Below are 20,595 nucleotides of genomic sequence, written 5' to 3'. Positions count from 1 at the left end.
TGCAAGAGAGGCCCAACCCTTGTTCTCGAAAATCCTGATTGCCAACCGCGGCGAGATCGCCTGCCGGGTTATCACCACCGCGCGCAAGATGGGGATCAAGACCGTCGCGGTCTATTCCGACGCTGACGCGCGCGCGCCCTTTGTGGCGATGGCTGACGAGGCAGTGCATATCGGGCCGTCGCCTGCCGCCGAGAGCTATCTGATCGCCGAAAAGATCATCGCCGCCTGCAAGCAGACCGGGGCCGAGGCCGTCCACCCCGGCTACGGTTTCCTTTCCGAGCGCACCTCGTTTGCCGAGGCGCTGGCCAAGGAAGGCATCGCCTTCATCGGCCCGCCGGTGGGCGCGATTGCGGCGATGGGGGACAAGATCGAGTCCAAGAAGCTGGCCAAGGAAGCGGGCGTCAATGTCGTCCCCGGCTTTGTCGGCGAGATCGAGGATACCGAGCACGCGGTGCGGATCTCCAACGAGATCGGCTATCCGGTGATGATGAAGGCCAGCGCCGGCGGCGGGGGCAAGGGGATGCGCCTTGCCTACAATGAAGCCGACGTGCGCGAGGGCTTCGAAAGCGTGAAGCGCGAAGGCCTCAACTCTTTCGGCGATGACCGCGTTTTCATCGAGAAGTTCATCCTGAACCCGCGCCACATCGAGATCCAGATCCTCGGCGATCAGCACGGCAACATCCTTTACCTGAACGAGCGCGAATGCTCGATCCAGCGCCGCCACCAGAAGGTGGTCGAAGAAGCGCCGTCGCCTTTCGTCACGCCCAAGATGCGCAAGGCGATGGGCGAACAATGCGTCGCTCTGGCGCGCGCGGTGGGGTATTATTCGGCGGGCACGGTGGAGTTGATCGTCTCCGGCGCGGACCCGACGGGGGAGAGCTTCTACTTCCTCGAAATGAACACCCGGCTTCAGGTGGAGCACCCCGTTACCGAAGCGATCACCGGCATTGATCTGGTCGAACAGATGATCCGCGTGGCGGCGGGCGAGAAGCTGCCATGACGCAGGACGATATCGGCATCGACGGCTGGGCGATCGAGAACCGCGTCTATGCCGAAGACCCCTATCGCGGCTTCCTGCCCTCCACGGGGCGACTGGTGCATTACCAGCCGCCGCTCCCCGGTTGGCAGGAGGACGAGACGGTCGCGGGCAAGGCCCGGCGCGGCGTGGCGCGCGGGACTGGCTCGGTGCGCGTCGATGACGGCGTCTACGAAGGCGGCGAGGTTTCGCGCTTCTACGACCCGATGATTGCCAAGCTCATCACCTGGGCCCCGACCCGCGACGAGGCGGCGGACTTGCAGATCGAGGCGCTCGACAATTTCCGCATCAAGGGGCTCGGCCACAACGTCGATTTCCTCAGCGCGATCATGCAGCACCCGCGCTTCCGTTCGGGCGAGCTGACGACGGGCTTCATCGCCGAGGAATATCCCGATGGCTTCCATGGAGCGGCGACTTCGGAGGAAGTGAAGCGGCTGCTCGCAGCGGTCTGCGCGGGCAATGAATTCACCCTGCAATCGCGCAATCGCCGCATTTCCGGCCAGCTTGACGGGGACGACGGGCGCGAGGGGGTGATCCGTGTCACCACCGAATGGCTGGTGAAGCTTGGCGACGAGCGCTTCCACGTGACCCTCGGCGATGGCCATGCGATGGTCGACGGCGTCAAGGTCGAGGGCACCTGCAACTGGCGCCCCGGCATGACCCAGGCCGAAGCCACCGACGGCGCGGGCCTCAAGCTTGGCCTGATCGTCGAGCGGCAGGGCAACCAGTGGAAGGTGACCACCCGCGGCGCGCAGCATACCGCGCTGGTGATCCCGCAGCGGCTGGCGCGGCACGAATCGCTGATGCTGGAGAAAGTCCCGCCCGATCTCTCGCGCCTGCTGATCTGCCCGATGCCGGGGATGCTGGTGAAGCTCCACGTCGCCGAGGGCGAGACCGTGCAGCCCGGCCAGCCGCTCGCCACCGTCGAGGCGATGAAGATGGAGAACATCCTGCGCGCCGAGAAGGAAGGCGTCATCGCCAAGATCAACGCCGCCGAGGGCGAGAGCCTGGCGGTCGATGCGATCATTCTGGAGCTCGAATAGATGCTCGAGGCGCTCGCCCTCAACATGGCAGTGCCGATCGAACCGGCGCTGATCGAGGGCTTGCCTACACGCGAAGTGACGCTCACCTTCCATGGCGAGCGGCAGGTCTGCTCCGGGCCATTGCTCGCCGATGTGCTGGCGCGGCTGGGCGCTCCGGCGCGGGGCGATGTGCGGGGCGAGGCGCTGGTGACGGTGGTGGTGGTCGAGGCGCGCGATGGTTACCGCGTCGCCTTTACCCTTGGCGAGCTTGACCCGCTGCTGGGCGCTGCTCCGGTGGTGCTGGCCGACCGTTGCAACGGGACGATGCTGGACGAGGCCGACGGCCCGTTCCGCATCGCGGTTGCAGGCGACACGCGCGGCGCGCGCTCGGTGCGGCAGGCAGTCAGCCTGCGGCTGTCGGCGGTGCCCTAGTCTCTGCCCGCGCTGCTGCGGTCGCAAGTGCGACCCTGCGCCGTCCAAAACACACCATCGCGGGTTTTGCGCAAGGCTTAACGCGGTAATGTGGGGCCGCGTCGTGCGGTATCTGCCTCAGTCGTGCTTGCATGACGCTTGACGCGCGCAGGGCTATCGCCTGTTTGTGCGTCAACATGGTTGTTTGCTGCTTGGCCGCGAAATGATGTTGCGCAAGGTGTTGTAGATTTGCGCCTATCTCGTGATTTCCCGCACAAAATCAGGCGTCACCCTGTCCTACATCGCGGTTCGTGAGAGACTTTGTTCTTGCCGAGTCGCGGTATTCCCCGTGGCGGCGGATTGAATCTCGTGGGAGGATTTGATCATGGCACATACCGGAACCGGGTTCTTCGATCGCAAGGGCCATTTCTTCAAGACCGCGCGTGATGCGACCGTCAGCGATCTGGCGGCCTTGCTGGGGCAGATCGGCGAGGGCGAGAGCCTCGCGCCGGGCATCGCCTATATGCTGCTCGAAAGGCGCGCCGAGATCGAACGCCTGTTCGCCGAGCATGACCAGATGCTGGAGGAAGAAGCGGCGATGAAGGCAGCGCGCGGAGGCGATCCGCTGAGCAATGTCGCCAAGCTGCCGAGCCGCCCGGCGCATTGATCTGGTCTGATCAATCCAGTGTCAGATGCAGGCACTGGTTGAAGTCGGTCAATTCGTAATCGGCAAAAGCCGGGCCGTTCGTAAACCCGCGCCTGCGATAGAGCGCCAGCGCCGGTTCGAAGGCGGGGCCGGTGCCGGTCTCGAGGCTGATGCGCCTGATGCCCTCGGCGCGGGCATGGGCGATGATGGTCTCCAGCAGCGCCGCCGCGATGCCTTGCCGCAGGAACTGGGGCAGCGTCCGCATCGATTTGAGTTCGGCTGAGGTCTGATCGAGGATCTTGAGCGCGCCGATTGCGGCTGCCTGCCCATCGACGTGGGCTGCCCACACGGTGACGCCCGCGGCGCGCAAGCCGCTGAGATCCAGCGCGAAACTCAATCCCGGGGGCGAACCTTCAATCATTGCGCGCTGGTGAAAGGCGATAACCGCATGAACTTGCGGATCGTCGAGGTCAGCCAGCGCGATCCTCATGCAGTCAATTCCGCATCAAGAAATGCTGCAATATCAGTCAGATCGACATCGCGCGCAACATAGGCTTCACCCAGCGCGCGCAGCAGCAGGAAGGGCAGGGTGGTGCCTTCGGCCTTCTTGTCGTGGCGCATATGATCCACCAGCGCGGCGCCATCGCAGGTGAGCCCAAGCGCCGCCAGACGCGCCGGAAGCCCCGCTGCGGCGATCGCGGCCTCGGCCCGCGTGGCATCGGCGGCGCTGATCTCGCCGCGGCGGGCGGAGTATTTCGCCGCCAGCACCATGCCCAGCGCAACCGCTTCGCCGTGGAGCAGGCGGTCGGAAAAGCCGGTCTCGGCCTCCAGCGCATGGCCGAAGGTGTGGCCGAGATTGAGCAGCGCACGCAGGTCTTCCGTCTCGCGCTCGTCGGCGGCGACGATCTGTGCCTTCATCGCGATGCTGGTCGCAATGGCGTGTTCGAGCGCCGCCGGTTCGCGCGCCAAGACCTTGTTTCCGTTCGCTTCCAGCCACGCAAAGAAAGCCGCATCGCCGAGCAGGCCATACTTCAGCACCTCGGCATAACCGGCGCGCATTTCGCGGTCGGGTAGGGTGCCGAGCACCAGCGGGTCGATCAGCACTTGGGCCGGCTGATGGAACGCACCGATCAGGTTTTTCCCCGCGCGCGTGTTGATCGCGGTCTTGCCGCCGACCGACGAATCCACCTGCGCGAGCAAGGTCGTGGGCAGCTGCACGAAGCCGCAGCCGCGCTTGGCGATGGCGCAGGCAAAGCCGACGAGATCGCCCACCACGCCGCCGCCCAGCGCAAAGACATGGTCCTTGCGGGTGACGCCCAGCGCCAGCAGCCAGTCGCACAATTGCTCCAGCACGCGCCAGCTCTTGGCCTCCTCGCCCGGTTCGACCACGAACCATTCGGCGGTAAGCCCCGCGGCGGCGAGATCGGCGTTCAGCCGGTCGGCATAAAGCCGGTGGGTGTTGGTATCGGCCACGAAGGGCACGCGGCGGCCTCCGGCGTAACCCTTCAGGAACGGCGCTGCGGCAACGGCCAGGCGGGCCAGCAGCCCTTCCTCGATCACGACGTCATAGGCGCGTCCAGCCAGCGCCACGGGAATTACAGCCATTGATCAATCGCCTCGATGATCGCGCGGGCGGTTTCGGCATGGGGGCCGTTTTCGCTGACGACGCGGATATGCGCCTGCCCATAAAAGGGTGCGCGCTCCTGCGCCAGCCGGGTGAGGATGGCTTTGGGGTCGCCGTTCTTGAGCAAGGGCCGATTGCCGCGCCGGGCGGTGCGCTCGACCAGCGTGTCGATGTCGCAATCGATCCAAACGGCAATCCCGCGCTCGAGCACGAGGGCACGGGTCGCCGGATCGACGAAAGCGCCGCCTCCGGTGGCGATGACGCCGTGGGCCTCGTCCATCAGCCGGGCGATCACGCGCCGTTCGCCGTCGCGGAAATAGGGCTCGCCGAAGGTTTCGAAAATTTCCGGGATCGAGCGCTGGGCGGCGCGCACGATTTCCTCGTCCGCATCCACGAAGTCGCGGCCCAGCAAAGCGGCAAGCTTGCGCCCGACGGTGGATTTGCCGACCCCCATCAGGCCCACCAGCACCACGGGCCGCGTGATGCGCGCTGCCAGGGCGGCGTAATCGCGTTCATGCGGGGAGGGCGGCGCGGCGGACATTGCGGCCCGGCCTATAGATGGGCTAGGGCGGGCGCAATATGGCAAACTTGCGGCGATCCCGTCTGTCACCCGGCGGCCTTCAGGAGGCGCCTGCGCCTGATGTTCCGGCCGGGCGAGGTCGGTTGCTGCTCGCGCTCGTGGCAGCGGTCGCAGGGCTGGCGCTCGCCTGGTTCGAGGGCGGGGAAGAGCCGCTCCACCCGATTGCCGAGGCGGTGAGCCTTCCGGGGCAAGAGCAATGAGGCGGCCAGCGATCGGCTTTGGTGCAAGCGTGCTGGCCTTGGCGTTCGCCGGTGCGCTGGGGGGCGCTGGGCTGGCGGGCCTCGCTTCGGCGCAGGGCAAGCCCGAATCGCTGCTTCCGCCCGGTTTCGATGATCCCGCACCAGCCCCGACCCCGCGGCCGACGCAGGCGCCGGCACAGCCCGCTCCCGGCCCCGGTGCCCCTCCGCCGCCTGCCGGTGTGCCCGGTCTGACCCCCGGCGTTCCGGTCGATCCGGCAACGCTCCCGCCTGTCCCCACCATCACCCGCGACGATCTGGCGCGGCTGCCGAGCCTCGAAGAGCTCGAGAATATGTCGACCGAGGAGCTCGACCGGCTGCTCGGCTTGAAGCCCAAATCCGATATTCCCCCCGGCGCGCAGCGGGCGCTGACCCGTGTCGGTGTGCTGGGGGTGGATGAGGGCGGGCTGCCGCCGGTCGCGCTCGCCAGCCAGCCGGTGGCGCTGGTGCGGGCGAGCCTGCAGGGCAACAACGGCCCGCTGGTCTCGCGCTGGGGTCACATCCTGCTGCGCCGTGCGCTGGCGAGCCGCCTTGCTGCGCCGCTGGGGATGGACCCGATCGAGTTTGCCGCGCTGCGGGTCGGCCTGCTCAACCGGATCGGCGAATATGCGACCGCGCGCGCGGTGGTGCAGGATATCGACAGCGCCAACTGGTCGCCCGCGCTGACGCAGGAGGCGCTTGCCGCCTATCTTGGCAGCGGCGACATCACCGGGGCGTGCCCTGCGGTGCGCCTGCAAGGCTCCTCGCGCGAGGATGGCGAGTGGCAGATGTGGCAGGCGATCTGCAACGCCTATGCCGGCGAGGCTGCACTGGCCGCCTCGCAGCTTGATCGCGCTCTGGGCCGCGGTGTCGCGCCGCGCATCGACGTGCTGCTGGCGCGGCGTTTTGCGGGGGCGGCAGGGCGCGGGCAACGCGCGGTGCAGATCGAGTGGAAGGGGGTCGAGGACTTGAACCCCTGGCGCTTCGGCCTTGCCACGGCGCTGGGCGAGCCGGTGCCGCAGCCCTTGCTCGATGGTGCGCTGACGGCCAAGGGCGGTGCCTATTACGCCCGTTCGGCGGCGCTGCTGCCGATGCTCCCCGCAACCGCCCGCGCTCCCTATGCCGGACGCGCCGCGCGCGAGGGGATCATGTCGGCTGACGCGATGGTCGATCTCTATTCGGAGGTCTATGCCGATCCGGCAGCAAGCGGCGATCCCAAGACTCATGCCGATACCCTGCGCGAGGCCTATCTCGCCACCGAGCCTTCCGCGCGCATCGCCGCGATGGAGCGGTTGTGGGCGGCAGGTGCAGCGCTGGGCGGCGGTGACGGCTACGGCGCGCGGGTAATGACCGCCTATGCCGCCGCGCGCATTCCGGCCGAGGAAGCCCATGCGGGCGCCGCCGGTGACTTGATTGCCGCGATGCTTGCAGCCGGGCTCGATGCCAACGCCGCGCGCTGGCGCAACATCGTGCCGGAAGGCTCGTTGGGCTGGGCGCTGATCGCGCTTTCGGCCCCCAATGGCGAGGCCGTCTCGCAGGGTGCGGTCGAAAGCTTCGTCGGCGATGACGACAGCGAGGCGGCGCGCAAGTCGGCGTTTCTGGTGGCGGGGCTGGCCGGGCTCGGACGGCTCGATCAGGGCGATGCCGAGACGCTCGCGGGCGATCTCGACTTCGATCTTGGCCGCCAGACCCGCTGGACGCGGGCGATTGCGCGCGCGGCAGAGGTCGGCAATCCGGTGCTGGTGGTGCTGCTGGCCGGGCTGGGGATGCAGGGGGCGAGCTGGTCGCAGATGACCCCGCTCCACCTCTACCACATAACCTCGGCATTGAACCGCGTGGGCCTTTCCGCCGAAGCCCGGATGATCGCCGCCGAGGCGGTCGCGCGGGGGTAATGTCCGCCGCGACCGAGGCGTTCCTTGCCATGCTCGCCGCCGAGCGAGGGGCGGCGGCCAATACGCTCGCCGCCTACCGCCGCGATCTGGCGCAGGCCGAGGAAGCGGTTGGCGATCTGGCCAGTGCTGATCGCGATGCGGTGGCCAGCCTTGCAGGCGAATGGGCTGATCTTGCCCCTGCGAGCGTTGCGCGCAAAGCCTCGTCGCTCAGGCAGTTCTTCGGCTTTGCCATCGACGAGGGCTGGCGCCAGGACGATCCCTCGGGCGCCTTGCCCGCACCGCGCAGCCGCCGACCGCTTCCCAAGGTGCTGGGGCATGAGGCCATCGCCGCGCTGTTCGCGCGCGCCGAGGATGAGGCCGCCAGCGGCGAACCCAAGGCGGTGCGGCTGCTGGCGCTGATCGAGCTGCTTTACGGGTCGGGGCTGCGCGCGAGCGAGCTGGTCAGCCTGCCGATCAGCGCCGTGCCGCGCGATGCGCCGTTTCTGACGGTGACCGGCAAGGGCGGCGCGACCCGGATGGTGCCAGTCGGCGGCCGCGCGCTGGAGGCAGTGGGGCGGTGGCTGGCCGTGCGCCCACAAACACCGCCCTCGCGCTACCTGTTCCCCTCGGGCAAGGTGGGGCATCTCAGCCGCGTCCGGCTGTTCCAACTGCTCAAGGCACTGGCGGGCCGCGCCGGGCTCGATCCCGCCGCGATCAGCCCCCATGTGCTGCGCCACGCCTTTGCCACCCACCTGCTCGAAGGCGGCGCAGACCTGCGCGTGCTTCAGACATTGCTTGGTCACGCCGACATTTCCACCACGCAAATCTACACCCATGTGGACAGTGCGCGGCTGGTTGCCCTCGTCAATTCCCGTCACCCGCTTGCAACACGGGCAACATCGGACTAGCCCGCTGCCATGATTTCCTACCTCGATTTCGAGAAACCGGTCGCAGCGCTTGAAGAGCGCATCACCCAGTTGCGCAGCGTCAACGCGCTGCACGATGTCGATGTCGCAAGCGAGATCGGCAGGCTGGAGGCCAAGAGCACCGAACTGCTGGCCAGCACCTATGCCTCGCTCACGCCGTGGCAGAAGACGCAGGTCGCCCGGCACCCGCAACGCCCGCATTTCCGCGACTATGTGGCGCAGGCCTTCAGCGATTTCATGCCGCTGGGCGGCGACCGGCTCTATGCCGACGATCTGGCGATCATGGGCGGCTTTGCGCGGCTCAATGGCCGCCGGGTGATGCTGATCGGGCACGAGAAGGGCCACGACACGCAAAGCCGCATCCGCCACAATTTCGGCATGGGCAAGCCCGAAGGCTACCGCAAGGCGATCCGCCTGATGGAACTTGCCAGCCGATTCGGCCTGCCGGTGGTGACGCTGGTGGATACCTCGGGCGCGTTTCCGGGGATCGAGGCGGAAGAACGCGGGCAGGCCGAAGCCATCGCCCGCGCGACCGAGGCGTGCCTTGCGCTCGAAGTGCCGATGGTTGCCGCGATCGTGGGCGAGGGCGGATCGGGGGGTGCGGTTGCGCTCGCCTCGGCGAACCGGGTGCTGATGATGGAGCACGCGGTCTATTCGGTGATCTCGCCCGAAGGCTGCGCCTCGATCCTGTGGCGCACCTCGGAAAAGGCGGCAGACGCCGCGCAGGCGATGAAGGTGACGGCGCAGGATCTGAAGCGGATCAATGTGATCGACCGGATCGTCAAGGAACCCGTCGGCGGTGCGCACCGCGATCCCGCTGCCGCCGCGCGGCTGCTGGGTCAGGCGCTGACCGAGGAAATCGACCAGCTCTCGGGCCAATCGCCGTCTGCTTTGATCGCCCAGCGCGAGGCGCGCTTCCTCGGGATCGGCGGCTGATCGCGCCTGCCCCGCGCCATCCGGCGTTAAGCTTTCGTTTGCCAAGGCTTTGCCCCGCCGCCGTTTGCCGATAGGCTGACGGCACAGAACGATAGCGGGAGACGCCGATCATGGCCCGAATTTCACGCAAGCTGCTCTTGTGCGGCATGGCCCCTGTGGCGCTCGCCGGATGCATGGGCGCAGGGGGCGCCGTGCCCTCGGCCTCAAGCCCGATCACCCCTGCCGAGGCCCAGCAGGGCGCGCAGTATCACCCGCAATTCCTTGCCGAATTCGGCGGCGCGATGAGCGGGCCTCACGCGGCCTATGTCGAACAGGTGGGCAAGAATATCGCGGTGCAATCGGGCCTCGGCAATGCGCGCGAGAGCTTTACCGTGAGCCTGCTCAACTCGCCGGTGCACAATGCCTTCGCGGTGCCGGGCGGGTATATCTACACCACCCGCCAGCTGGTCACGCTGATGAACAACGAGGCGGAGCTGGCCGGCGTGCTGGGCCATGAAGTCGGCCATGTCGCCGCGCGCCATTCGCAGCGGCGCCAGCAGGCAGCGCAGAAGAATACGCTGCTGGGCGGGGGCTTGGCGATCCTGTCGGGGATACTCCTTGGCGATTCGCAGATCGGGCAGACCCTTTCGCGCACCTTTCTCGAAGGCTCGCAGCTGCTGACGCTGCGATTCTCGCGCCAGCAGGAACTGGAGGCGGACGATCTCGGCATCCAGTATCTGGGCAAGGCGGGGTATGACCGGCGGGCGATGTCGACCGTGCTGGCGAGCCTGGCGGCGCAGAATGCGCTCGACGCGCGGCTTGCCGGGCGCAATGCCAGCGTGCCCGAATGGGCCTCGACCCACCCCGACCCGGCAAGCCGGGTGCAAAGCGCGCGCACAAAGGCGGATGCGGCAGGCCTCGGCGGTGTCACGAATCGCGACACCTTCCTCGCCCGAATCGACGGGCTGCTTTACGGCGACGACCCGGCGCAGGGGATGATCGAAGGCAGCACCTTCATCCATCCCGACTTGAAGCTCGCCTTCACTGCGCCGCAGGGCTTCTACATGGTCAATGGCACTCGCGCCGTCAGTATCCAGGGGCAGGGCGGGCAGGCGCAGATGACCACGGCGGCCTATGCCGGCAATCTCGAAACCTATGTGCGTCAGCAGTTTACCGCAGTCGGCGGGCAGAACAGCAATCTGGCCCCGGCACAGTTGCAACGCACCACGGTGAACGGCCTTCCGGCGGTTTACGGGACGGCGCGGGTCAATAATGGCAATTCGCAGGTTGATCTGGTGGTCTTCGCCTATGAATTCGCGCGCGATCAGGCGTTCCACTTCGTCGCCATCGCGCCTGCGGGCCGGGCTTCGACCTTCAACGGAATGTTCCAGTCGATGCGGCGAATCACTGCGGCCGAGGCGGCGGCGGTCGTGCCGAAGAAGATCCAGGTGGTGACTGTCAGCCGCACCGACACCGTAGCGAGCCTTGCGCGGCGGATGGCCTATCCGGCCGCGCAGGAAGAGCGCTTCCGGGTGCTCAACGCGCTGGGAAGTGCCGACACTGTCACGCCGGGTCAGAAGGTGAAGCTGGTGGTGCGGGCGCGGTAGTCGTTCTGATTGCGCTGACCGCCCGCCTCATCGCAGGTGGCAATGTAAAGGAATACACCACACAAACAAAAACGGCGGGGATTGCTCCCCGCCGTTTCCGTTTTTCGTCTTCGCCAGAACTTAGTTCTGGTCGATGCCGGCCTGCATTTCGCTGTCGACTTCGTTGAAGGTTTCCTCGAGGGTTTCACCGAGGGTGGTCATGGCGGTGATCGCGGCGACGGCGATCAGAGCGGCGATCAGGCCGTACTCGATGGCGGTTGCACCCTGCTCGTCGCGGATCAGCTTGTTGATGAACTTCATGGTCGGTCTCCTGGTTGGTCTTCTGTATTCCTGCCCATCCCCGCTTCGGTTCGGACAATTGTTGGATTAGGGCGTATTTCTTTCGAAAACCCTAACTGTGGTCAATTTTCTATCGCCTCGACAGTACGTGATTCAACTTCACTCCACATGCGCGTCGATTCCTCAGCAACACCCCAAAGTGCACTGATCATGGCGATAGTAATCAAGGCGACGACGAGGCCGTATTCCACGGCCGTGGCACCAGAGGTGTCATGACGGAGTCTGTTCAGAAAACTGGCCACCATGCCCCCCAAAGATTGATGCGTTGTCGTCTTGACCGCCATAGAATCGGCCATGAATCTTAAGAATTGGTTGATGGCGGGCGCGAACCTGGAAAGAATACCGACATGACACGGGGATTTCTGGCAGTGGTCGCTGCGGCCATGCAGCGCGCGGATGGACGCTGGCTGATGCATCGGCGACCGGAAGGAAAGCATCACGCCGGCCTGTGGGAATTCCCGGGCGGAAAGGTCGAACCAACTGAAATGCCAGCAGAAACGCTGGTGCGGGAACTGGCAGAGGAGCTTGGGATTCACGCCCTGGCGGCCGATTGCGTGCCGCAAGGATTTGCCGAAGATCCGGGTGCCGGAGCTTCCGAAAGCGGGGGCAGGGGGCTTGTCATTCTGCTTTACACGTTGCGGCAATGGCAGGACACGCCGCGCGCGCTTGAGGGCGGCGCAATCGGCTGGTTTACGCCGGCCGAAGCCCTCGCGCTGCCCAAGCCACCGCTCGACATCGTGCTGGCGCGGCGTCTGTTTGAAAATTACTGACGGGTGCAACAAAGCCCCTTGCCAAGCCGGGCCGACCCCCCTAGATGGCGCCCCTCAGCGCGCACCCGTAGCTCAGCTGGATAGAGCACCAGACTACGAATCTGGGGGTCAGAGGTTCGAATCCTTTCGGGTGCGCCATTAAAAAAGCCGGTCCCATCGGGGCCGGCTTTTTTAATGCCGGATCATGAGAGGTTCCAACCCGTTCGGAATCGGAGCGCCGAAGGCGCGGAGATGACGGAGCCGCGCAGCGGCGGAGTAATCCTTTCGGGTGCGCCATTAAAAAAGCTGGTCCCTCGGGGCCGGCTTTTTTAATGCCGGATCATGAGAGGTTCGGATCGCGAGGGGAGCGAGTGCGGCAGTCCCGCCCCGCCAATCCGCCTTCAGTCCTCCGCCGCGTCCTCAAGCGCGTGCATATCATCATCCGACAGGCCGAAATGGTGTCCCGCCTCGTGGATCACCACATGGCGCACCAGCTCGGCAAAGCCGACCCCGGTTTCCTCCATCTCGGCAAGCAGCGGCTGGCGGAACAGGGTGATGACCGGGGGCATCACATCGCTATCCCATTGCGAGCGTTCCGTGAGGGCGACGCCTTCATAAAGCCCGGTCAGCTCATAGGGGTCTTCGATCCCGAGCGCGACGAGCTGCTCGGCGGCGGCGAATTCCTCGACCCGCAGAACCACGCCTTCCAGCTCGCGCCGAAACGGGGCAGGCAGCCGGGCCAGCACGCGGTGGGCGGCGGATTCGAATTCCTCAGGCGTGGGGGCGCGCACAATAACGCTCCTTTGGGCTGCGGCAGGGGATGCATTGCCGGGATTTCGTCCTACATCTGCTTAAGATGGGAATTGCATCCAACCGTTGCAATCGGCGTAACTTCTTGGAACGCCCGAGACGGTTGAGGGTTAACGTGTCGCGGGATCGACCGGTGAGGGGGCTCGTGCGAGCCGATGAATGAAGAAAGACATAAGGCCATGAACTACGTTTCCGCCCATGATCACGACGATGAATTCGATCCTGAGAACCCCCTCGGCAAGCCCGAGGTGCCCGAACACGTGCAGGACGCGATTCGCACCCTGATCGCCTGGGCAGGTGATGATCCCTCGCGCGAAGGCCTGCTCGATACGCCCAAGCGGGTCGGCCGGGCCTGGCTTGAATATTGCGAAGGATACCGGGAAGATCCGGCCATCCACCTCACCCGGCAGTTCACCGAGGTCGGTGGCTATGACGAGATCGTGCTGCTGAAGGACATCCCGTTCCAGTCGCATTGCGAGCACCACATGGCGCCGATCACCGGCAAGGCGGCCATCGCCTATCTGCCGCGCAACAAGGTGGTGGGCATTTCCAAGCTCGCCCGCGTGCTCCACGGCTATGCGCAGCGCCTCCAGATCCAGGAGCGGCTCACCGCCGAGGTCGCGCAGTGCATCTGGGATCACCTCGATCCGCACGGCGTGGCCGTGGTGATCGAAGCACAGCACGGCTGCATGACCGGCCGCGGCGTGAAAACACCGGGTGTCGGCATGATTACCAGCCGTATTCTTGGCTGCTTTCTTGAAGACGACCGTAGTCGCAAGGAAGTCATGAGCCTGATGGGCTACTAATCTTCTATTTTATGAATATTGGAAGATAATACTTCTGCACTTGCGTGTGTTTCTTTTGCATCACCTCCAGCTTTGCGAATCGCATCGCCGCTGCTAGGTTCTCATCATCCACGGTCATAAAGGCCGGGATGATGCAGGAGAGACCATCATGAAGAAGCTTGCTCTCGCCGGTCTGGCGCTCGGAGCCTGCCTCGCTGCCCCCGCAGCGGCGCTCGAACATGAGGTAGTGATCGACCACGCAGCCGGCCCGATTGCGGCCGATTACAAAGGCACGGTGACGATCGAGACCACGCAGGTCGGCACCGCCGGTGCCGCCGGTCGGCCCAGCACGCTGGCCTGCCGCTGGAGCGCGACGCTCAATGTCGAGCGTGTGGCCAAGGTCGGTGAGACCTTGCGTTCGCACCGCAGCCTGACGAGCGAAGATGTCGCTAGCGGATCGCGCCCCGGCTGGTGCGAAACCAGCGCCAAGGCAATCGAGGCGCTGGTCGACACGCGCAGCGAACGGATGCGCAGCGCGATGCTCGCGCTGGTCGAACAGGATCGTGCCGCGATCCTCGCCGAAGCTGAAAGCGCCGCACGCACCGGCCGCGACGGCTGACACCCGCTTCCCCGCAAGGTCGCAAACGGACGGGGCGTTCCTTCGCTGGAGCGCCCCGTTTTGGTGTTTGCGATCAGCAGGAAACCGGCATAGCTTGGCAGTGGGATCAGCCTGTTGGCCTATCGAAGGAGTTTCCCGATGCTGCGCACGTCCGCCCACCGCTTCCTTGTCGCTGCCGCTCTGGCCGGGACGCTGGCCGCCTGTTCGGGCGAAGCCGCCAGCGACGGCGCTGAAGCCGCCAAGCCCGCAGGCGAAGCGCCGCCGGTGATCAAGGAACGGCACGACAATTTCGAAGAGATCGGCGATGCCTTCAAGGCAGTGCGCGGCGAGCTGGAGAAGGACGCGCCCGATTTCACACTGATTGCGGCCAAGGCGAATGACATCAACGCCCGCGCGATGAAGATCGAGACCCATTTCCCTGCCGGCACCAGCACGGCTGACGGCTTCAAGACCGAAGCGCTTCCCGCGATCTGGGAGAAGCCCGAGGAGTTCAAGGCTGCCGCGACCAAGCTGGTCGACGAAAGCGCCAAGCTCGCCACTCTTGCCGCAGGCGGTGACAAGGCCGCCGTCGGCGCCCAAGCGATGGCGATGGGCGGGGCGTGCAAGGGCTGCCACGACCAGTTCCGGCTCGACGACAAGAAGTAACCGCGCATGACCGATCCGGCCGAGGCCGCAACCGCGCGCCCGCGCGACGTCAGCGTGTGGGACCCCTTGCTGCGCCTCACTCACTGGAGCTTTCCGCTGCTGATCCCTGCCATGTGGTGGACAGCGGAGAACTCCAAGTGGGCGCTGCACAAGCGGTTGGGGCTGGTGCTGCTCGGGGTGCTGGCGTTCCGGGTGCTGTGGGGCTTCCTCGGGCCGGAGACGGCGCGCTTTTCGCAATTCGTGAAGGGGCCGGGGGCGGTGCTCGCCTATCTCAGGGGCGACCGGAGCGCCGGGCCTGCCATCGGCCACTCGCCGCTGGGCGGGTGGAGCACCATCGCTTTGATCGGGGCGATGCTGGTGCAGGTCAGCCTCGGGCTGTTTGCGGGCGATCCCTATGACGGGATGACCGGGCCGCTCAACAGTCTGGTCGGCGTGGCGCTGGCGGACACCATCACCGAAGTGCACGAGACGTTCTTCTGGGTGGTGGCGGGTCTTGTCGGCCTGCATCTGGCGGCGATCACCTTCTATGCGGTGAAGGGCGATGATCTGCTCAGCCCGATGGTCGGCGGATCGCGCCCGCCGATGGCCGGGGTTGAGGGGATCGGTGCGATGCCATGGGGCAGGGGACTTCTCGCGGTGGCGCTCGCCGCCGGACTGGCGCTGTGGGTCACCTTTGGCGCGCCGCCACTGACATGACCCGACGCTGGCCGCGGCAGATCAAGGCCTTGTCGCTGTTAGCTTGTCTGCTCAGCGGGCCTGCCGGTGCCGATGACGAAACCTGGCGGGAAGAATTCCCGCAGAAATGCATTTTCCCGGCTGACGGCCTCGAAGAACCCGAGCCCTGCCGAAGTTTCCACCGGGTGTCCGACCGTCGCTCTGAAGATGGCGAGGTCTACACGATCTATGAATACAAGTGGATCAGCGCCGATGGCCGGGAGGTTGTCTACACGCCGGACATCGGCGGCTTTGCGATCAGCCGGTTCACCATCGGCACGCTGCACGACAACCGCTATGACGGGGGCCGCACCTTCAAGCCGGCTGTCAGTCACACATTGCACAGGGACAAGACCGTGATCGGTGCGCCTGGCGAATTGTATCTATTTGCCGTGTGCGGCGAGTACGTCGATGGGAAGCCGTATAATTGCGACTGACCCGGTTCGCGGTCCATGTCGGCTCCAACGAAAAGGGGCGCCCCCGCTGCGGGAGGCGCCCCTTCCATTGTGCCTATGGCAAGAGCCTTAGAGCTGGCCGAGCATGTGCTCCGCGCTCGACACCTTGAAATCGCCGGGCTCTTCGACGTTCAGCTGTTCCACGACGCCGTCGTTGATCACCATCGAGAAGCGCTGGCCGCGCTTGCCCAGACCAAAGCCCGAGCCGTCCATGGTGAGGCCGATTGCCTCGACGAATTCGGCATTGCCGTCCGCCAGCATGGTGATGGCATCGCTGCCGGCGGCCTTGTTCCACGCGCCCATCACGAAGGCGTCGTTGACGGCGGTGCCGACGATCTCGTCGACACCCTTGGCCTTCAGCTCCTCTGCCTTTTCAACGAAGCCCGGCAGGTGGCGCGCCGAGCAGGTCGGGGTGAAAGCGCCGGGCACGCTGAACAGCGCGACCTTCTTGCCAGCGAAGTAGTCGGACGACTTGACCGGCTGCGGGCCCTCGGCGGTGGCCTTGATCAGCGTGACTTCGGGGATCTTGTCGCCAACGGAAATGGTCATGGTGTGTGCATCCTCTTGTATGCGGGGTGTGGCGCGCTCTCTAGCCTGCGCGCGGCGGGCGGGCAACAAATAGACATATAAAGATAAGTTTATATTTGCCTCTCGCCGCGTGTGCGGCTAGGGGCAGCGGGCAATAGACAGACCATGCGCCCCCGCGTGTGCGTTTCTGTGCTCAGGAGATAGAAAAGATGGCCACCCTCGCTGCTGCCCCGACCCACGAATATGTCATCAAGGACATCGCGCTCGCCCCCTTCGGCCGCGACGAGATCATGATCGCGGAAACCGAAATGCCCGGACTGATGGCGCTGCGCGAAGAATATGGCGCGGCCCAGCCCCTGAAGGGCGCGCGCATCACCGGCTCGCTGCACATGACGATCCAGACCGCGGTGCTGATCGAGACGCTGGTGGCGCTGGGCGCGGAAGTGCGCTGGGCGACCTGCAACATCTTCTCCACGCAAGACCACGCCGCCGCCGCGATCGCCGCGCGCGGCATCCCCGTCTTCGCGATCAAGGGTGAAACCCTCGCCGAATATTGGGACTATGTCGGCCGCATCTTCGATTGGGCCTCGGAAGCCGATCCCGATCTCACCTGCAACATGATCCTCGACGATGGTGGTGACGCCACCATGTTCGCGCTGTGGGGCGCACGCCTTGAAGCGGGCGAGGAAATGGGCGAGCCGACCAACGCCGAGGAAATCGAGTTCCAGCGCGCGCTCAAGGCCTTCGTCGCCGCCAAGCCGGGCTACCTCACCAAGACGGTGAAGGCGATCAAGGGCGTTTCGGAAGAGACCACCACGGGCGTGATGCGCCTCTACCAGATCGCCAAGCAGGGCAAGCTCCCGTTCCCGGCGATCAACGTGAACGATTCGGTCACCAAGTCGAAGTTCGACAACCTCTACGGCTGCAAGGAATCGCTGGTCGACGCGATCCGCCGCGCGACCGACGTGATGCTCGCCGGCAAGGTCGCCTGCGTTGCCGGTTACGGCGATGTCGGAAAGGGCTCGGCCGCGAGCCTGCGTGACGGCGGTGCCCGCGTGATGGTCACCGAGATTGACCCGATCTGCGCCCTTCAGGCCGCGATGGACGGCTTCGAAGTCGTCACCATGGAAGACGCGGTGAAGCGCGCCGACATCTTTGTCACCGCCACCGGCAACGAAGACGTCATCACCGCCGCGCACATGCAGGCGATGAAGCCGATGGCGATCGTCTGCAACATCGGCCACTTCGACAGCGAGATCCAGATCGCCGCGCTTTCCAACTACGAGTGGAAGGAAATCAAGGAAGGCACCGACCTTGTCACCTTCCCCGATGGCAAGTCGATCATCGTGCTCGCCAAGGGCCGCCTCGTGAACCTCGGCTGCGCCACCGGCCACCCGAGCTTCGTGATGAGCGCGAGCTTCACCAACCAGACGCTCGCCCAGATCGAACTGTTCACCAAGTCGGACGAATACGAGAACGACGTCTACGTTCTGCCCAAGCACCTTGATGAAAAGGTCGCCGCGCTCCACCTCGAAAAGCTGGGCGTCAAGCTGACCCAGCTTTCGGACAAGCAGGCGAGCTACATCGGCGTGCCGCAGGCCGGCCCGTTCAAGCCGGACCACTACCGCTACTAAGTCTTGCGATTTGCCCGCTCCTGCCCCGAATAATCGCGGGGCAGGCGGCGGGCGGACGCATCCGCCGTTGCACTCCCGCGTCTGCGCGCATAGCGGTTGAGCGATGGATCTCTCGCCCCTTTCACTGGTGCTGATCGCGCTCGTTCTGGCCGCATGGGCGGTTGGAGCGGCGCTGGTTGTGCTGCGCGCCAACCGCAGTGCCCGCCGTGCCAAGGCGATGCGCACCAGTCTCAAGCGGATGCAAACCCTGCTCGATGTCGCCCCGGCGCTGCCGTTGCTGGTGCGGGTCGACGGGCGGATCGAAGCGCCAGACCGGCTCGCGCGGATGCTGGGGCTGGCCGGGATGCCCAAATACCTCTCGGAACTCGCTGCGGCGCCGGGCAATCCCAAAGCCGGCGGTCTGGCGCAGGCGCAGCTTGATCAGCTGTGGGCCAAGATCCAGGCCACGCAGAAGAGCGCCGCGCCCTTCCGCATGGCGATCAATCTGCCGAACTCGCAACGCTCGCTTGCGCTTTATGGGACGCTCGCCGATCCGCAGGTCTCGCCCGGCGGCGCTGCGCTGGTGTGGGTGTTCGATTTCACCGAAAGCCATAGCGAAATGGCCCGCCTGCGGGCGGCTGCTGCGCGTGCCACGGGTGATTTCGCCGCGCTCGTCGGATTGATCGAGGCCGCACCGATGCCGATGTGGTTCCGCGATGCCGATTTGAGGCTCCAGCTGGTCAATCAGGCCTATGTCGACGCGGTGGGTGCGATGAGTGCGGCCGAAGTGGTGCAGGGACAGATCGAGCTGCTCGAGCCGGAAGAGGGCCGTTCCCCGGCCGACATCGCCCGCACCAGTCTGCAATCCCAGGACAAGTCCGAGCGCATCGTGGCCGCCACCATCCACGGCGCGCGCCGCACGCTGCGTGTCTCCGATCTGCCGCTCGGGCAGGAGGGCGTGGCGGGCTATGCCATCGACATCGAGGAGCAACAGCAGGTCGCGCGTGACTTCCGCGCGTTTCGTGATGCGCAGCGCGCGCTGCTCGACCAGCTTTCGGTCGGTGTCGCGCTGTTCGATGCCGAGGAGCGGCTGACCTTCGCCAACCGTCCGTTCCGCCGCCTGTTCAGCCTGACCGACGATGCCGTCGAGGCGCACACGCCGTTCGAACGATTCCTCGCCGAAGCGCGCGAGCGTGGCCGCACCCCCGAAGTGCGCGACTTTCCCGAATGGCGGCGGGAACGCACCGGCTGGTTCGGGATGCGCGAGAGCATGGAGGAGGCTTGGCCGCTTCCGGGCGGCACGCATCTGCGGGTCGTTGCGCAGCCCATGCCGGATGGCGGGTTGGTGCTGATCACCGAAGACCGCACCGAAAGCCTCGCGCTCTCCGCCGTGCGCGACACCTTGCTGCGCACCCGGACAGCGACGCTCGATAGTCTGTTCGAGGCGCTGGCGATCTTTGCCCCCGATGGTTCGGTGCAGTTGTGGAACCGCAGCTTTGCAGGCACCTGGGGGCTCTCGCCCGAATTGCTCGATCAGCATCCCAGCGCTGACGAACTGCTCGGCGCGATCGGGCGCAATCTGGTGCATCCGGAAGAGGCGAGCCTGATCGGCGCGGCGGTGCGCGCGGCAACGCTCGACCGGCGCGAGAAAGAGGGCAAGGTGGAGCTCGCCGACGGGCGCACCCTGCGCTTTGCCGGGATTCCGCTGCCCGACGGCAATGGCCTGCTGACAGTGCTCGACATCACCGCCTCACAAAAGGCCGAGCAGGCCCTGCGCGAGCGCGCCGAGGCATTGGAGGAGGCCGACGCCGTCAAGGCCAAGTTCCTCGCCAACATGAGCTACGAATTCCGCACGCCGCTCACCACCATCGGCGGCTATGCTGAACTGCTGAAGAGCGGCGTGGCGGCTGACCCTGAGGCGGCGGGCGAATATGTCGATGCGATCCTCGCCGCGGTCGAACGCCTGACCGAGCAGGTCGAGAACGTCCTCGACCTGTCACAGTCCGAAGCGGGGCTGCTGCCGATCCGCAAGGAGCGGGTCGACGTGCTCGACTTCCTCACCACGCTGGTGCGCGAGCGTGAACAGGCGATCATCGCTGCCGGGCTCAGCCTTGATCTCAAGGGACGGCGTGGCCGGATCATCGAGGCCGACCCGCGCCAGATGGGCCGGGCGATCGGCAATCTGCTCGACAATGCCATCGCGGGAACGCCAGAGGACGGGCGGATCGTGATCGAGATCCGAAAGCCGCCGGTCGATGCAGGCTGGACGGTCGAGATCGGGATTGCCGACAATGGCCGCGGCATGACCTCGCAGGAGCTGGCGCGTGCGCTGGGCGGGTTGAAGCCCGACAAGGACGCACCTCCGGAAAAGCGCACAGGCCTTGGCATACCGCTGGCCCGCCAGTTGATCGAGGCGCATGACGGCACGCTCGAAATGACAAGCCGCAAGGGCGCGGGCACCACTGCGATCATCCGTCTGCCGTGA

At 65.8% G+C, this 20,595-nt stretch carries 21 protein-coding genes, 1 tRNA gene and 1 pseudogene; 16 read left to right on the top strand and 7 right to left on the bottom strand.

Annotated elements, in window-relative coordinates; all coding sequences use genetic code 11:
- Positions 1-19 precede the first annotated feature (19 nt).
- From PS060_RS15170 to PS060_RS15160, 3 genes and pseudogenes are all read left to right on the top strand, one after another.
- Positions 20-2,079 (top strand): annotated as a pseudogene (locus PS060_RS15170) (ATP-binding protein).
- Positions 2,080-2,490: a hypothetical protein gene (locus PS060_RS15165; protein WP_273984319.1), complete on the top strand. Its 411-nt coding sequence runs from the start codon at positions 2,080-2,082 to the stop codon at positions 2,488-2,490. It begins immediately after the preceding pseudogene.
- A gap of 364 nt (positions 2,491-2,854) precedes the next feature.
- Positions 2,855-3,136, top strand: coding sequence for a hypothetical protein (locus PS060_RS15160; RefSeq protein WP_273984317.1), 282 nt, complete (start codon positions 2,855-2,857; stop codon positions 3,134-3,136).
- Positions 3,137-3,146: 10 nt separating this feature from the next.
- Here the strand turns inward: PS060_RS15160 and PS060_RS15155 are convergent, their stop codons facing one another.
- Genes PS060_RS15155 through PS060_RS15145 form a run of 3 tightly spaced genes read right to left on the bottom strand, consistent with a single transcriptional unit; the run spans position 3,147 to position 5,280 of the window.
- Entirely contained in the window at positions 3,147-3,605 is a 459-nt protein-coding gene (locus PS060_RS15155) for a GNAT family N-acetyltransferase (protein WP_273984315.1), read from the bottom strand.
- Positions 3,602-4,720, bottom strand: coding sequence for a 3-dehydroquinate synthase (aroB, locus tag PS060_RS15150; RefSeq protein WP_273984313.1), 1,119 nt, complete (start codon positions 4,718-4,720; stop codon positions 3,602-3,604). Before aroB ends, PS060_RS15155 begins: the two co-directional genes overlap by 4 nt.
- Positions 4,711-5,280, bottom strand: a complete 570-nt coding sequence (locus PS060_RS15145; RefSeq protein ID WP_273984310.1) for a shikimate kinase — start codon at positions 5,278-5,280, stop codon at positions 4,711-4,713. Before PS060_RS15145 ends, aroB begins: the two co-directional genes overlap by 10 nt.
- A gap of 235 nt (positions 5,281-5,515) precedes the next feature.
- Between PS060_RS15145 and PS060_RS15140 the strand changes: the two genes are divergently transcribed.
- From PS060_RS15140 to PS060_RS15125, 4 genes are all read left to right on the top strand, one after another.
- Positions 5,516-7,426, top strand: coding sequence for a hypothetical protein (locus PS060_RS15140; protein ID WP_273984308.1), 1,911 nt, complete (start codon positions 5,516-5,518; stop codon positions 7,424-7,426).
- Entirely contained in the window at positions 7,426-8,313 is an 888-nt protein-coding gene (locus PS060_RS15135; protein ID WP_273984306.1) for a tyrosine recombinase, read from the top strand. Before PS060_RS15140 ends, PS060_RS15135 begins: the two co-directional genes overlap by 1 nt.
- Positions 8,314-8,322: 9 nt before the next feature.
- The gene (locus PS060_RS15130; protein WP_273984305.1) at positions 8,323-9,267 is read left to right on the top strand and encodes an acetyl-CoA carboxylase carboxyltransferase subunit alpha; all 945 of its coding nucleotides are present in this window, start codon (positions 8,323-8,325) and stop codon (positions 9,265-9,267) included.
- 110 nt (positions 9,268-9,377) lie between these two features.
- Positions 9,378-10,853, top strand: a complete 1,476-nt coding sequence (locus PS060_RS15125; protein ID WP_273984304.1) for a M48 family metalloprotease — start codon at positions 9,378-9,380, stop codon at positions 10,851-10,853.
- 120 nt (positions 10,854-10,973) lie between these two features.
- Here the strand turns inward: PS060_RS15125 and PS060_RS15120 are convergent, their stop codons facing one another.
- Both PS060_RS15120 and PS060_RS15115 read right to left on the bottom strand, forming a co-directional pair.
- On the bottom strand, positions 10,974-11,153 hold the full coding sequence (locus tag PS060_RS15120; protein WP_273984302.1) for a Flp family type IVb pilin: 180 nt from the start codon (positions 11,151-11,153) through the stop codon (positions 10,974-10,976).
- A 101-nt stretch (positions 11,154-11,254) separates the two neighbouring features.
- Positions 11,255-11,488, bottom strand: coding sequence for a Flp family type IVb pilin (locus PS060_RS15115; RefSeq protein ID WP_337960224.1), 234 nt, complete (start codon positions 11,486-11,488; stop codon positions 11,255-11,257).
- Positions 11,489-11,539: 51 nt separating this feature from the next.
- Here PS060_RS15115 and PS060_RS15110 point away from each other — a divergent pair, with 51 nt between their 5' ends.
- Positions 11,540-11,962, top strand: coding sequence for a (deoxy)nucleoside triphosphate pyrophosphohydrolase (locus tag PS060_RS15110; protein ID WP_273984301.1), 423 nt, complete (start codon positions 11,540-11,542; stop codon positions 11,960-11,962).
- Positions 11,963-12,023: 61 nt separating this feature from the next.
- Positions 12,024-12,100: transfer RNA gene (locus tag PS060_RS15105), tRNA-Arg, on the top strand.
- A 242-nt stretch (positions 12,101-12,342) separates the two neighbouring features.
- On the opposite strand, the gene PS060_RS15100 is transcribed toward PS060_RS15105, so the two are convergent.
- Complete coding sequence (locus tag PS060_RS15100; RefSeq protein ID WP_273984300.1) at positions 12,343-12,732, bottom strand: metallopeptidase family protein; 390 nt, start codon at positions 12,730-12,732, stop codon at positions 12,343-12,345.
- A 198-nt stretch (positions 12,733-12,930) separates the two neighbouring features.
- On the opposite strand from PS060_RS15100, the gene folE reads away from it, so the two are divergent.
- The 5 genes from folE (at position 12,931) to PS060_RS15075 (ending at position 15,951) form a co-directional block, all read left to right on the top strand.
- Complete coding sequence (gene folE, locus PS060_RS15095; RefSeq protein ID WP_273984298.1) at positions 12,931-13,557, top strand: GTP cyclohydrolase I FolE; 627 nt, start codon at positions 12,931-12,933, stop codon at positions 13,555-13,557.
- A gap of 148 nt (positions 13,558-13,705) precedes the next feature.
- Positions 13,706-14,155, top strand: coding sequence for a hypothetical protein (locus tag PS060_RS15090; RefSeq protein ID WP_273984297.1), 450 nt, complete (start codon positions 13,706-13,708; stop codon positions 14,153-14,155).
- Between the two features lie 138 nt (positions 14,156-14,293).
- A complete protein-coding gene (locus tag PS060_RS15085) occupies positions 14,294-14,800 on the top strand; it encodes a c-type cytochrome (protein ID WP_273984295.1) in 507 nt (168 codons plus the stop codon).
- A gap of 6 nt (positions 14,801-14,806) precedes the next feature.
- Positions 14,807-15,496 (top strand): cytochrome b/b6 domain-containing protein, encoded by a 690-nt coding sequence (locus PS060_RS15080; RefSeq protein WP_273984294.1) that lies wholly within the window; start codon positions 14,807-14,809, stop codon positions 15,494-15,496.
- The gene (locus tag PS060_RS15075; protein ID WP_273984292.1) at positions 15,493-15,951 is read left to right on the top strand and encodes a hypothetical protein; all 459 of its coding nucleotides are present in this window, start codon (positions 15,493-15,495) and stop codon (positions 15,949-15,951) included. The genes PS060_RS15080 and PS060_RS15075 overlap by 4 nt, the downstream gene beginning before the upstream one ends.
- Before the next feature lie 87 nt (positions 15,952-16,038).
- Here the strand turns inward: PS060_RS15075 and PS060_RS15070 are convergent, their stop codons facing one another.
- On the bottom strand, positions 16,039-16,518 hold the full coding sequence (locus PS060_RS15070; protein WP_273984290.1) for a peroxiredoxin: 480 nt from the start codon (positions 16,516-16,518) through the stop codon (positions 16,039-16,041).
- 188 nt (positions 16,519-16,706) lie between these two features.
- Between PS060_RS15070 and ahcY the strand changes: the two genes are divergently transcribed.
- On the top strand, positions 16,707-18,131 hold the full coding sequence (gene ahcY / locus PS060_RS15065) for an adenosylhomocysteinase (protein WP_273984288.1): 1,425 nt from the start codon (positions 16,707-16,709) through the stop codon (positions 18,129-18,131).
- A 103-nt stretch (positions 18,132-18,234) separates the two neighbouring features.
- On the top strand, positions 18,235-20,595 hold the full coding sequence (locus PS060_RS15060) for a PAS domain-containing sensor histidine kinase (protein ID WP_273984285.1): 2,361 nt from the start codon (positions 18,235-18,237) through the stop codon (positions 20,593-20,595).

This window comes from Erythrobacter sp. BLCC-B19 (genome assembly GCF_028621955.1).
In the GTDB taxonomy this organism is placed as follows: Bacteria; Pseudomonadota; Alphaproteobacteria; order Sphingomonadales; family Sphingomonadaceae; genus Erythrobacter.
The sequence above is the reverse complement of the archived record's forward strand: the minus strand, read 5'-3'. Positions and strand labels throughout refer to the sequence as shown.

Coding starts and splice junctions, on each gene's coding strand:
- PS060_RS15145 (WP_273984310.1), bottom strand. CDS start 5,280: ATGTCCGCCGCGCCGCCCTCCCCGCATGAACGCGATTACGCCGCCCTG.
- PS060_RS15115 (WP_337960224.1), bottom strand. CDS start 11,488: ATGGCCGATTCTATGGCGGTCAAGACGACAACGCATCAATCTTTGGGG.
- PS060_RS15165 (WP_273984319.1), top strand. CDS start 2,080: ATGCTCGAGGCGCTCGCCCTCAACATGGCAGTGCCGATCGAACCGGCG.
- aroB (WP_273984313.1), bottom strand. CDS start 4,720: ATGGCTGTAATTCCCGTGGCGCTGGCTGGACGCGCCTATGACGTCGTG.
- PS060_RS15090 (WP_273984297.1), top strand. CDS start 13,706: ATGAAGAAGCTTGCTCTCGCCGGTCTGGCGCTCGGAGCCTGCCTCGCT.
- ahcY (WP_273984288.1), top strand. CDS start 16,707: ATGGCCACCCTCGCTGCTGCCCCGACCCACGAATATGTCATCAAGGAC.
- PS060_RS15135 (WP_273984306.1), top strand. CDS start 7,426: ATGTCCGCCGCGACCGAGGCGTTCCTTGCCATGCTCGCCGCCGAGCGA.
- PS060_RS15080 (WP_273984294.1), top strand. CDS start 14,807: ATGACCGATCCGGCCGAGGCCGCAACCGCGCGCCCGCGCGACGTCAGC.
- PS060_RS15070 (WP_273984290.1), bottom strand. CDS start 16,518: ATGACCATTTCCGTTGGCGACAAGATCCCCGAAGTCACGCTGATCAAG.
- PS060_RS15075 (WP_273984292.1), top strand. CDS start 15,493: ATGACCCGACGCTGGCCGCGGCAGATCAAGGCCTTGTCGCTGTTAGCT.
- PS060_RS15155 (WP_273984315.1), bottom strand. CDS start 3,605: ATGAGGATCGCGCTGGCTGACCTCGACGATCCGCAAGTTCATGCGGTT.
- PS060_RS15160 (WP_273984317.1), top strand. CDS start 2,855: ATGGCACATACCGGAACCGGGTTCTTCGATCGCAAGGGCCATTTCTTC.
- PS060_RS15085 (WP_273984295.1), top strand. CDS start 14,294: ATGCTGCGCACGTCCGCCCACCGCTTCCTTGTCGCTGCCGCTCTGGCC.
- folE (WP_273984298.1), top strand. CDS start 12,931: ATGAACTACGTTTCCGCCCATGATCACGACGATGAATTCGATCCTGAG.
- PS060_RS15120 (WP_273984302.1), bottom strand. CDS start 11,153: ATGAAGTTCATCAACAAGCTGATCCGCGACGAGCAGGGTGCAACCGCC.
- PS060_RS15130 (WP_273984305.1), top strand. CDS start 8,323: ATGATTTCCTACCTCGATTTCGAGAAACCGGTCGCAGCGCTTGAAGAG.
- PS060_RS15060 (WP_273984285.1), top strand. CDS start 18,235: ATGGATCTCTCGCCCCTTTCACTGGTGCTGATCGCGCTCGTTCTGGCC.
- PS060_RS15140 (WP_273984308.1), top strand. CDS start 5,516: ATGAGGCGGCCAGCGATCGGCTTTGGTGCAAGCGTGCTGGCCTTGGCG.
- PS060_RS15125 (WP_273984304.1), top strand. CDS start 9,378: ATGGCCCGAATTTCACGCAAGCTGCTCTTGTGCGGCATGGCCCCTGTG.
- PS060_RS15110 (WP_273984301.1), top strand. CDS start 11,540: ATGACACGGGGATTTCTGGCAGTGGTCGCTGCGGCCATGCAGCGCGCG.